This is a genomic window from Lacticaseibacillus hegangensis, from assembly GCF_003946465.1.
Lineage (GTDB): Bacteria > Bacillota > Bacilli > Lactobacillales > Lactobacillaceae > Lacticaseibacillus > Lacticaseibacillus hegangensis.
This window is the reverse complement of the sequence record NZ_RHOL01000050.1, coordinates 1-12,289: the sequence shown is the minus strand read 5'-3', so window position 1 is coordinate 12,289 and position 12,289 is coordinate 1. Positions and strand designations below refer to the sequence as shown.

The following is a 12,289-nucleotide window of genomic DNA, read 5'->3' as shown; positions in this document are numbered from 1 at the left end:
AACACAGAAGTTAAGCTTCTCTACGCCGAGAGTAGTTGGTGGGTGACTGCCTGCGAGGGTAGGAAGCTGCCGCGCTTTATATTGATGGAGGATTAGCTCAGTTGGGAGAGCGTCTGCCTTACAAGCAGAGGGTCACAGGTTCGAGCCCTGTATCCTCCATTGAGCCGTTAGCTCAGTTGGTAGAGCATCTGACTTTTAATCAGAGGGTCGACAGTTCGAGCCTGTCACGGCTCATTTCCATTAGGTTCTTCATCTGCGGGTGTGGCGGAACTGGCAGACGCGCTAGATTTAGGTTCTAGTGGTTAATACCGTGGGGGTTCGAGTCCCTTCACCCGCATTACGCCGACTTAGCTCAGCTGGCAGAGCACCTGTCTTGTAAACAGGGGGTCGGAGGTTCGAACCCTCTAGTCGGCATCTTACCAGTTTGCGGAAGTAGTTCAGTGGTAGAACGCCACCTTGCCATGGTGGAGGTCGCGGGTTCGAATCCCGTCTTCCGCTTTCACGAGCTGCCGGGATGGCGAAACTGGTAGACGCACAGGACTTAAAATCCTGCGGTAAGTGATTACCGTGTCGGTTCGAACCCGACTCTCGGCATTACATTTTATGCACCCATAGCGCAATTGGATAGAGTGTCTGACTACGAATCAGAAGGTTGTAGGTTCGACTCCTACTGGGTGCATCCCGGGGTTCTTCCCGGCAATTGCATTGCGGAAGTAGTTCAGTGGTAGAACGCCACCTTGCCATGGTGGAGGTCGCGGGTTCGAATCCCGTCTTCCGCTTCATCGGGAAATAGCTCAGCTTGGTAGAGCGCTACGTTCGGGACGTAGAGGTCGCAAGTTCGAATCTTGTTTTCCCGATCTGCAACTGATGTCAGTCGACATCAGTTTTTTTGTGTATTCAGGCGCGGTGAACGGTGCTGGCTTTTTCGCTGAGAACCAGTATAATTAAGGTCAAGATTAGTCAAAGTCAAAAAGGGTGAAGCGAATGCAAGGACAAAACATTTCCGATGTGATCGAACATTATCTGAAAGCCATGCTCGATTCCTCGAGGCAGGTCGAAATCAGCCGCGCTGAAATCGCCCAGCACTTCAATTGCGTCCCGTCCCAAATCAATTATGTGATCAAGACCCGCTTCACCCCGCAGCGCGGCTATGTGGTGGAAAGCAAGCGCGGCGGAGGCGGGTATATTCGCATACTCAAGGTGCACCTGCGAGACGATCAGGACCTAATCTCGTTGATGGCTCAAAATATCCCTCAGCTGCTTCGGGAGCGGGATGGGGAGGCACTGATCCAGCAGCTGTACGACGCCGATTTGATCGATCGGCAGTCAGGTAACATGATGCTGGCCTTGCTGAGCCACCGGACTTTGAACATGGGGGACCGTGAGGCGGAAGAGACCTTGCGTGCACGACTGCTACTTGCTTTTCTCGACAGTTTGCGGTATGAAAGATAGAACCCAATTAATTTGTTTTTAATGTTTGCTGAGCAGATTTGAAGTTATCAAAGGGAGCGTGCTTATGGACAACTTATTTACCCCAAGTGCAAAAAATGTACTGATGATTGCACAGGAACAAGCCAAGTACTTCCACCACCATGCAGTGGGAACGGAGCACTTGCTGATGGCGCTCGTCATGGAGCAAGAGGGGATCGCCGGCAAGACGCTGCGTCAGCTCAGCATTTCCGAACAAGATATTCATGATGAAATTGAACGCTTTACCGGCTATGGGACGGTTGACGAAGGCAGTCAGAGCAAGGACGCTTATCTGCCCTACTCACCGAAGGGCAAGGAAATCCTGAGTTTTGCCGGCGATGAAGCCAAGCGCCTCGGCGCCCTTAAAATCGGGACCGAGCACATTCTGCTGGGGCTCTTGCGCGAAGACGACATCCTGGCAGCCCGCATTTTGCAGGACCTGGATCTCAGCCTCGCCAAGACTCGTCAGTTGGTTTTGAAGAAAATGGGCATTTCAGACGCCGCAGCTAAGCACCGCGGGGCCGCTGGCGCACCGCGCGGCGGTCGGCCAGCCAGTCAGGGGACGCCAACGCTGGATGGCCTCGCGCGTGACCTGACCCAACTGGCGCGCGAAAACCGCATGGATCCAGTGGTTGGCCGCGACAAGGAAGTCCGTCGGCTGATTCAGATCCTGGCCCGGCGTACCAAGAACAACCCGGTGCTGATCGGGGAACCGGGCGTCGGTAAAACGGCGATCGCCGAGGGCTTTGCAGAAAAAATCGTCGCCGGGGAAGTGCCGGACGACATGAAGAACAAGCGCTTGATGGCGCTCGACATGGGCTCGTTGGTCGCAGGCACCAAGTACCGCGGCGAATTTGAAGATCGGCTCAAGAAAGTCATCGATGAAATCTATCAAGACGGCAATGTCATCCTGTTTGTCGACGAACTGCACACCCTGATCGGGGCGGGCGGCGCTGAAGGTGCAATCGATGCCAGCAACATTTTGAAGCCGTCACTGGCGCGCGGTGAATTGCAGCTGATCGGGGCAACGACGCTGGACGAGTACCAGAAGTACATCGAAAAAGACGCTGCGCTCGAGCGGCGGTTTGCGACGATCACTGTTGAGGAGCCAAGTGAGGCGGAGGCCGAACAGATTCTCAAGGGGCTGCGGCCGCGCTACGAGGCGCATCACGGGGTCACCATCACCGACGAGGCGCTGCACGAGGCCGTTTCCTTGTCCAGTCGCTATATTTCCGGCCGCTTTTTGCCTGACAAGGCCATCGATCTGATGGACGAAAGTGCGGCGAAGGTGCGCTTGGATGAGGCGGATCGCCCAACCAAGGCCGATAAGCTGCAAAAGCAGCTGAAGGAAACGGTCAAGGCCAAGGACGATGCCATCATGCATCAGGACTTCGAAACTGCCGCAACGATCCGTGAAAAAGAGCAGAAGCTGCGCACCAAGATTGACGCGGCGCCTGAGCCAGTGGATGCCAACGGCGTGCGGACCGACGTGAAGGTGGGTCCGGAAGACGTGGCCGAAGTGGTGTCCCAGTGGACCGGCGTGCCAGTCACCCAGCTGCAGAAGAAAGAATCCGAGCGGCTGGTCAACCTGGAGAAGGTTCTGCACGAGCGCGTCGTTGGGCAAGACGAAGCAGTGTCTGCCGTTTCGCGGGCGATCCGCCGGGCGCGCAGTGGTCTCAAGGACCCAACCCGGCCAATCGGGTCGTTCATGTTTCTCGGCCCGACTGGGGTTGGCAAAACCGAACTCGCCAAGGCACTGGCTGAGGCAATGTTTGGCTCAGAAGACGCCATGATCCGGGTCGACATGTCTGAATACATGGAGAAGTACAGCACTAGTCGGCTGATTGGTGCGGCCCCTGGCTACGTCGGATACGACGAAGGCGGCCAGCTGACCGAGCAGGTGCGTAACAAACCCTATTCCGTCGTGCTGCTGGATGAAGTCGAAAAGGCCCACCCAGATGTCTTCAATATCTTGCTTCAGGTCCTAGACGATGGCTTCCTCACCGATTCAAAGGGCCGGCGGGTCGATTTCCGCAACACCATCTTGATCATGACGTCCAACATCGGGGCGACCTCGCTGCGAGACGACAAGGCAGTGGGCTTTGGTAAGGAAAGTCCAACCCAGGACTTCAAGTCCATGAAGTCGCGGATGCTGGAAGAGCTGAAGAAGGCGTTCCGGCCGGAGTTCCTGAACCGAATCGACGAAACCGTCGTGTTCCACAGTCTGACGGAAAAAGAGCTGCATGAGATCGTTAAGATCATGACCAAGCAAGTCCTGCACCGCCTGAGCGATCAGGACATCACGGTCAAAATCACGCCAGCTGGCATCAATGCCGTTGCCAAGGCAGGGTTTGATCCGGAGTACGGGGCGCGGCCGATTCGCCGGGCCCTCCAGCGTGACGTTGAGGATCAGCTGTCCGAACTTCTGTTGACCGGCCAGGCCAGCGCAGGGGACACGATCACCATCGGCGCGACGAAAGGCAAGCTGACCTTCCATATTAAGAAGGGCCAGCAGCCCGCGCAAAAGGCCAAAGAGCCGGTCCACGCGTAATCAGGGGAGATTGACAAGCCGTCCTAAACGAGGTAACATTAGTGCAATTGCATTTCGGCTAGGACATCAGTTGCGGCGATCTATTGTCCGTCGTGACATATAAAAACGTAAAAGTAGTACCGGTGTGAATCATCGTCTGCTTTTCGTTTTTTTTTGCTCAAAACGTCCGCTAACCACCGACTGTATTCTAAATTTAACAATCGTTACATTAAATTTACAGTCAAGATGGCCGAAAAATCCAATGAGGGGTGAACAATTTGGCAGGACACTTAGTGAATTACGGCAAACACCGCACTCGCCGTTCCTATTCCCGCATCAAAGAAGTTCTCGATCTGCCTAACTTGATCGAGATCCAGACCAACTCCTATCAGTGGTTCCTTGACGAAGGCTTAAAGGAAATGTTCGACGACATCATGCCGATCGAAGATTTCCAGGGCAAACTGTCCTTGGAATATGTTGATTATCAGTTGCTGGAACCAAAATATACCGTTGATGAAGCGCGTCAACACGACGCTAACTATTCGGCGCCGCTGCACGTCACCTTACGCTTGACGAACCACGAGACTGGCGAGATCAAGAGCCAGGACGTGTTCTTTGGCGACTTCCCGCTGATGACCAAGCAAGGCACGTTTATCATTAACGGCGCTGAGCGAGTCATCGTTTCTCAGTTGGTCCGTAGTCCTGGCGTTTACTACAACAGCGCCACCGACAAGAACTCGCGTGTCACATATGGTGCCACGGTGATCCCAAACCGCGGGGCTTGGCTTGAATACGAAACCGACGCCAAGGATCTGGCGTATGTGCGGATCGACCGCACGCGCAAGATCCCAATGACGGAGCTGGTGCGCGCACTCGGCTTTGGCGCCGACCAGGATATCTTGGATATCTTTGGCGACAACGATTCCTTGATGCTGACACTGGAAAAGGATGTTCACAAGAACACCGACGATTCGCGTACCGACGAGTCGTTGAAGGATATTTACGAACGGCTACGTCCAGGCGAGCCGAAGACTGCCGATTCTTCACGGTCCTTGCTGTACGCCCGGTTCTTTGATCCGAAGCGCTACGATATGGCCTTTGTCGGCCGCTACAAGGTCAACAAGAAGCTGAGCCTGAAGACTCGCCTCCTTGGCCAGACCTTGGCAGAGACGCTGGCGGATCCAGATACCGGCGAAGTCATCGCGCAAAAGGGCGACAAGATCGATCGCCACGTGATGGACACGCTTGGCGGCTATCTAGATCGCGACGATTTCAAGACCGTCACTTACCAGCCGTCCGACCAAGGGGTGGTCACTGATCCGATGACGGTGCAGGTCGTGAAGGTCTTTTCGAAAGTTAACCCGGAGAAAGAGGTCAAGCTGATCGGTAACGGTCACATCGATCCGAAGGCCAAGCACCTGATGCCAGCCGATGTCATTGCGTCGATGAATTACTTTCTGAACCTTCAGGAAGGCATCGGCTCGACCGATGATATCGACCACTTGGGCAATCGCCGGATCCGTTCCGTGGGTGAATTGCTGCAGAACCAGTTCCGCATTGGCCTGTCTCGGATGGAGCGTGTGGTCCGCGAGCGGATGTCGATCCAAGACGCCGCCACGGTCACCCCGCAGCAGTTGATCAACATTCGGCCAGTGGTTGCGTCGGTCAAGGAATTCTTCGGCAGTTCACAACTGTCTCAGTTCATGGACCAGACGAACCCGCTGGGCGAGCTGACGCATAAGCGGCGCCTGTCTGCCCTTGGACCTGGCGGTTTAACCCGTGACCGTGCCGGCTACGAAGTGCGTGATGTGCACTACACACATTACGGTCGCATGTGCCCGATTGAAACGCCTGAAGGCCCAAACATCGGGCTGATCAATAGTCTGGCGTCTTACGCGGTGGTCAACAAGTATGGGTTCATCGAAACCCCTTATCGCCGTGTGTCCTGGGATACGCATAAAGTCACCGACAAGATCGACTACCTGACCGCTGACGAGGAAGATAACTATGTTGTCGCTCAGGCCAACGCCAAGTTGAACGACGACGGCTCGTTTGCCGAAGACGCGATTCTGGCCCGGTCGAAGGATGTCAACATTGAAACGACCGCTGACCACATCGACTACATGGACGTTTCGCCTAAGCAAGTTGTCGCGGTCGCGACGGCCTGCATTCCGTTCTTGGAAAACGACGACTCGAACCGTGCGCTGATGGGTGCCAACATGCAGCGTCAGGCTGTACCTTTGATCAACCCGCACGCCCCACTGATTGGGACCGGGATGGAATACAAGGCGGCTCACGACTCCGGGATCGCCGTGCTTGCGGAGCACGCCGGTACTGTTGAGTATGTCGACGCCAAGGTGATCAAGATCCGCCGCGATGACGGCGCGCAAGACACTTACAAACTCATGAAGTTCCAGCGGTCGAACGCCGGCAAGAACTACAACCAGCGGCCGATCGTGCGTCTGGGTGACAAAGTCGACGAAGACGAAATCATCGCCGATGGCCCAGCGATGGAGAATGGGGAGCTGGCTTTGGGCCAGAACCCAGTTATCGCCTTCATGACATGGAACATGTACAACTACGAAGACGCGATTGTGCTGTCTGAGAAGCTGGTCAAGGACGACGCCTACACCTCGATTCATATTGAGGAGTACGAATCTGAAGCCCGCGACACCAAGCTCGGGCCTGAAGAAATCACGCGTGAAATTCCGAACGTCGGCGAAGATGCGCTGAAGGATCTCGATGAATTCGGGATCGTGCGCATCGGGGCTGAAGTTCGCGACGGCGACATTCTGGTCGGCAAGGTCACCCCTAAAGGGGTCACCGAGCTGTCCGCTGAGGAACGTCTGCTGCACGCCATCTTTGGTGAAAAGGCGCGTGAAGTGCGTGACACCTCACTGCGGGTCCCTCATGGCGGCGGCGGCATCATTCAAGACGTCCGCATCTTCACCCGGGAAGCCGGCGATGAGCTGTCTCCTGGTGTGAACATGATGGTCCGTGTCTACATTACCCAAAAGCGGAAGATTCAGGTCGGCGACAAGATGTCCGGCCGTCACGGGAACAAAGGGACCGTTTCGGTCGTTGTGCCTGAAGAGGATATGCCGTACCTGCCAGATGGCACGCCAGTCGATATTCTCCTGTCACCAATGGGTGTGCCTTCCCGTATGAACATCGGGCAGGTGCTGGAACTCCACTTGGGGATGGCGGCTCGCAACTTGGGCATTCACATTGCCAGCCCAGTCTTTGACGGGGCGAACGATGACGACCTGTGGGCAACCGTCAAGGAAGCCGGCATGGCCGCAGATGGCAAGTCCATCCTCTACGATGGTCGCACCGGCGAACCATTTGAAAACCGGGTCTCGGTCGGCGTCATGTACTACCTGAAGCTGGCCCACATGGTCGACGATAAGATCCATGCCCGTTCCATTGGACCTTACTCCCTGGTTACGCAGCAGCCGCTGGGTGGTAAAGCTCAGTTCGGCGGTCAGCGGTTCGGCGAAATGGAAGTTTGGGCCTTGGAAGCTTACGGGGCGGCTTACACCCTGCAAGAAATTCTGACGTACAAGTCCGATGACGTCGTTGGCCGGGTCAAGACCTATGAAGCCATCGTCAAAGGCGAGCAGATTCCACAACCTGGTGTCCCGGAATCATTCCGGGTGCTGGTCAAGGAACTGCAGGCACTGGGTCTGGACATGAAGGTCCTGGATCAGGATAAGAATGAAATTGAGCTGCGCGACATGGACGACGACGATGACGATGTTGTGTCAGTCGATGCCCTCGCTAAGTTTGCGCAGGAGCAAGAAGAGAAGAAGGCCAAGGACGCCGCGAACGTCGCGACTGATCAGCCAACTTCCGGCGAAACTAAGAAATAGGAGGTTAGCCCTTTGATTGATGTCAACAAGTTTGAAAGTATGCAAATCGGCCTAGCCTCGCCTGACAAGATCCGCAGTTGGTCGTACGGGGAAGTTAAAAAGCCCGAGACCATCAACTACCGGACACTGAAGCCAGAGCGGGACGGACTGTTTGATGAACGCATCTTCGGGCCAACCAAAGACTGGGAATGTGCCTGCGGGAAGTACAAGCGGATCCGCTATAAGGGGATTGTTTGTGACCGCTGCGGGGTCGAAGTGACTCGTTCCAAGGTGCGCCGTGAGCGCATGGGCCACATCGAGTTGGCAGCACCGGTTTCCCACATTTGGTACTTCAAGGGCATCCCGAGCCGGATGGGTCTGGTTTTGGACATGTCCCCACGCGCCCTTGAAGAAGTGATTTACTTTGCTTCTTATGTTGTGATCGACCCAGGTGACACGCCGCTTGAAAAGAAGCAGCTGCTGTCTGAGCGTGATTACCGCGAAAAGCGCGACGAGTACGGGGCCGGGTTTGACGCCAAAATGGGTGCCGAAGCGGTCAAGGAACTCCTGCAGAAGGTCGACCTCCCTAAGGAAGTTGCCGAATTGAAGGAAGACCTGAAGAAGGCTCAGGGCCAAAAGCGGACCCGTGCGATCCGCCGGTTGGACATTCTGGATGCTTTCTTGGAATCCGGCAATGACCCGGCTTGGATGGTCATGGACACCATTCCAGTCATCCCACCGGATCTGCGCCCAATGGTTCAGCTGGAAGGCGGCCGCTTTGCGACTTCCGACCTCAATGACCTGTACCGCCGGGTAATCAACCGCAACAACCGGTTGAAGCGTCTGCTTGACCTGAACGCGCCGAACATCATCGTGCAAAACGAAAAGCGCATGCTCCAGGAAGCTGTCGATGCCTTGATCGATAACGGGCGGCGCGGTCGTCCCGTCACCGGGCCAGGCAACCGGCCACTGAAGTCCCTGAGCCACATGCTCAAAGGAAAACAGGGCCGGTTCCGTCAGAACTTGCTGGGCAAGCGTGTCGATTATTCCGGCCGTTCTGTCATCGACGTCATGCCGACGCTGAAGTTCTATCAATGCGGTTTGCCGCGTTCGATGGCGCTTGAGTTGTTCAAACCGTTCGTGATGCATGAGCTGGTTGCCCGCAACCTGGCCTCCAACATCAAGAACGCTCGCCGCAAGATCGACCGCGAAGACGAGGACATCTGGGATGTGCTCGAAGACGTGATCAAGGAGCGGCCGGTGCTGTTAAACCGTGCCCCTACGTTGCACCGTCTGGGGATTCAGGCCTTCGAGCCCGTCTTAGTTGACGGTAAGTCGATTCGCCTGCACCCGCTGGTTTGTGAAGCTTACAACGCCGACTTCGACGGGGACCAGATGGCGATCCACGTGCCGCTGTCAGATGAGGCTCAAGCGGAAGCCCGCATGCTGATGCTGGCCGCCCACCACATTCTGGCCCCTCGTGACGGCAAGCCGATTGTCACCCCGTCTCAGGATATCGTTTTGGGTAACTACTACCTGACGATGGAGCAGAAGGGCCGCGAAGGCGAAGGCATGATCTTCAAGGACACCAACGAAGTGCTGATGGCCTTGCAAAACGGCGACGTGCACCTGCACAGCCGGATCGGCCTGGCGGTTTCGTCGCTGCCAAAGAAGCCATTCACTGACGAGCAGCGTCACCAGATCATGGTGACCTCAGTCGGCCGCGTGATCTTTAACCAGATCATGCCAGAAGACTTCCCGTTCCTGAACGTTGCGACACAGGACAACATCGTCAACGGTGTGCCTGACAAGTACTTCTTGAAGCCTGGCGAGGACATTCATGCTTACTTGCGTGATGCACCGATCACCGAGCCGTTTAAGAAGAGCTTCCTGTCGGACATCATTGCCGAAGTGTTCAAGGTTTACAAAGTGCAGCGGACCTCTGATCTGCTGGATGACATGAAGACCTTGGGCTACACCCAGTCCACTCATTCTGGTTTGACCGTTGGGGTTGCCGACGTGCCAGAACTGGCAGAAAAGCCGGAAATCGTTGATGCGGCCCACAAGAAGGTCGCGACGGTTTCCAAGCAGTTCCGCCGCGGGCTGATCACCGATCAGGAACGTCATGATCGGGTCATCCAAATCTGGAACGACGCCAAGGACGAAATTCAGCAAAAGCTGATCGACGCCTTTGACCCGAACAACCCAATCTCCATGATGAGTGATTCCGGTGCTCGTGGTAACATTTCGAACTTTACTCAGCTTGCCGGGATGCGTGGTCTGATGGCTGCGCCTAACGGTGGGATGATGGAAGTGCCCGTGCTGTCGAACTTCCGTGAAGGCCTGTCCGTTATGGAAATGTTCATGTCCACTCACGGGGCCCGCAAAGGGATGACCGATACCGCGCTGAAGACTGCCGATTCAGGTTACCTGACTCGCCGGTTGGTCGACGTAGCGCAGGATGTCATCGTGCGTGAGGAAGACTGTGGCACCGATCGGGGCCTGGTCGTCTCGGCAATCAAGGAAGGCAACGAAATGATCGAGCCGCTTTACGACCGCTTGGTTGGTCGTTACGCGTCGAAGTCTGTCGTTAACCCTGACTCTGGCGAGATCATCGTCAAGAAGAACGAAATGATCGACGAAGACAAGGCGCAAGCCATTGTCGATGCCGGCATCGAACGTGTCACGATTCGTTCGATTTTCACCTGCAACACCCGTCATGGGGTTTGCCAAAAGTGCTACGGCCGCAACTTGGCCACTGGCGAGCAGGTTGAAGTCGGCGAAGCCGTCGGCACCGTTGCCGCTCAGTCGATCGGCGAACCTGGTACGCAGCTGACCATGCGTAACTTCCATACTGGCGGTGTTGCTGGCGGCGAAGATATCACGCAAGGGCTGCCCCGGGTTCAGGAAATCTTCGAAGCGCGTAACCCGAAGGGGCTCGCGGTCATCTCCGAAGTTGACGGGACTGTTTCTGCCATCGATGAAAATCCGGCTGAACACACCCGTGAGATTACGGTGGACGGCAAGACCGACACCCGGACGTACAGTGTGCCTTACGCGTCCTCTGTCGCGGTTGCTGAAGGCGACCACGTCGATCGCGGCGGCCGTCTGACCGGTGGGTCGATCGATCCAAAGGAACTGATCAAGGTTCAAGACGTCCTGACCACGGAAAACTACCTGCTGGCTGAAGTCCAGAAGGTTTACCGGATGCAGGGGGTTGAAATCGGCGATAAGCATATCGAAGTGATGGTGCGCCAGATGCTTCGCAAGATCCGGGTCATGGATCCGGGCGACACCGACATCTTGCCGGGGACGCTGCTTGATATTGCTGACTTCAAGGACCGCAACCAGAAGACGCTGATCTCTGGCGGCATTCCTGCCACCGGCCGGCCGGTGCTCCTTGGGATCACCAAGGCGTCACTGGAAACCAACTCCTTCCTGTCTGCGGCTTCCTTCCAGGAAACCACACGTGTCCTCACCGATGCGTCGATTCGCGGCAAGAACGATCCGCTGATCGGGCTCAAGGAAAATGTCATCATCGGTAAGATCATCCCGGCTGGGACTGGGATGGCCACTTACCGTCACATGGAGCCAAAGACCGTGGGCACTGTTTCAAACAGCGTCTACTCGATCTCTGACCTTGAAGCCAAGATGAAGGCTGAAGACGCCGCTAAGACGGACTCACCCGATTCAAAAGACTAGTCTGGATTCATTGAAAGACCCAGCGCAGGCATTGGCCAGCGTTGGGTCTTTTTATGTGCAGTCAATGCGGCGTGATCAGTGCCAGCAGCAGATAAGCCAAATGCAGGTGAAAAAGCAGCGGCACTGACCCTGATCGCTGGAGGTAGTGGGCGAGGCCAAACAGGCAGGCGGCAAGGACCAGTAAGAGGCTGTCTGTCAGGTTTAGGCCGAGTGCCAGCACCGTGATGGCGAGCAAGTCGGCGCTGCCCATGCCTGCGGTGGCCAGGCTCAAGACCCCCAGGCCGAGCAGCCAAGAGGCGGCCACGGCCCAGTGCAGCTCCGGCGTGGTCGCGGCGATCACGAGGCACCAGCCGTCAAACAGCCGTGCCGGCACCACGCGCTGGTGCAGATCCCACTGGCCAAAGTAGGTCAACCCAAGTAGAATGAAAGCACTGTGCCAGCTGGTTAGCACCAGCAGCCCCAGACCCAGCAGCACGCCTTGCAGAAACCGGCCGCTGCCTTCTTGCCGTGGCCAGGCAATTAAGCCCGCGCTAAGGACGAGGTAAGTAAGTGTCAGCATGGCTTCACCCCCACAGAAAACATTCCGCAAACGATGGGAGTTCTCCTGTCAATCGTTTTTCGACTTTGTCGCGAAAATAAGTGATTATCTGCTCGGTTGATAAGCCATTTGGTTGGCTTCGTAACGGTTCATTCCTAATGACATAAGATAGTCTCGATAGTTCATCAAACGCCATGG

5 protein-coding genes and 9 tRNA genes are annotated in these 12,289 nt (G+C 56.0%); 13 read left to right on the top strand and 1 reads right to left on the bottom strand.

All coding sequences use genetic code 11. The features are described 5' to 3' along the window. Positions 1–86: 86 nt before the first annotated feature. From EKM86_RS11775 to rpoC, 13 genes are all read left to right on the top strand, one after another. Positions 87–159 (top strand) — tRNA-Val (locus EKM86_RS11775). Positions 160–161: 2 nt separating this feature from the next. Further along, positions 162–234 (top strand) — tRNA-Lys (locus EKM86_RS11770). A 21-nt stretch (positions 235–255) separates the two neighbouring features. Further along, a tRNA-Leu gene (locus EKM86_RS11765) sits at positions 256–337 on the top strand. A 4-nt stretch (positions 338–341) separates the two neighbouring features. Continuing rightward, a tRNA-Thr gene (locus EKM86_RS11760) sits at positions 342–414 on the top strand. A 12-nt stretch (positions 415–426) separates the two neighbouring features. Continuing rightward, a tRNA-Gly gene (locus EKM86_RS11755) sits at positions 427–498 on the top strand. 10 nt (positions 499–508) lie between these two features. Beyond that, positions 509–594: transfer RNA gene (locus EKM86_RS11750), tRNA-Leu, on the top strand. Positions 595–605: 11 nt separating this feature from the next. Further along, positions 606–679 (top strand) — tRNA-Arg (locus EKM86_RS11745). 28 nt (positions 680–707) lie between these two features. Further along, positions 708–779 (top strand) — tRNA-Gly (locus EKM86_RS11740). Between the two features lie 4 nt (positions 780–783). Next, positions 784–857, top strand: a tRNA-Pro gene (locus EKM86_RS11735). Positions 858–984: 127 nt separating this feature from the next. Further along, a complete protein-coding gene (locus tag EKM86_RS11730; RefSeq protein WP_125758243.1) occupies positions 985–1,452 on the top strand; it encodes a CtsR family transcriptional regulator in 468 nt (155 codons plus the stop codon). A 64-nt stretch (positions 1,453–1,516) separates the two neighbouring features. After that, positions 1,517–4,021: an ATP-dependent Clp protease ATP-binding subunit gene (locus EKM86_RS11725; RefSeq protein ID WP_125758241.1), complete on the top strand. Its 2,505-nt coding sequence runs from the start codon at positions 1,517–1,519 to the stop codon at positions 4,019–4,021. A gap of 248 nt (positions 4,022–4,269) precedes the next feature. Beyond that, positions 4,270–7,872: a DNA-directed RNA polymerase subunit beta gene (gene rpoB, locus EKM86_RS11720; RefSeq protein WP_304599175.1), complete on the top strand. Its 3,603-nt coding sequence runs from the start codon at positions 4,270–4,272 to the stop codon at positions 7,870–7,872. 12 nt (positions 7,873–7,884) lie between these two features. Next, a complete protein-coding gene (gene rpoC, locus EKM86_RS11715; RefSeq protein WP_125758237.1) occupies positions 7,885–11,553 on the top strand; it encodes a DNA-directed RNA polymerase subunit beta' in 3,669 nt (1,222 codons plus the stop codon). A 61-nt stretch (positions 11,554–11,614) separates the two neighbouring features. Here rpoC and EKM86_RS11710 read toward each other — a convergent pair whose 3' ends face one another. Further along, positions 11,615–12,112: a hypothetical protein gene (locus tag EKM86_RS11710; protein WP_125758235.1), complete on the bottom strand. Its 498-nt coding sequence runs from the start codon at positions 12,110–12,112 to the stop codon at positions 11,615–11,617. Between the last annotated feature and the right edge of the window lie 177 nt (positions 12,113–12,289).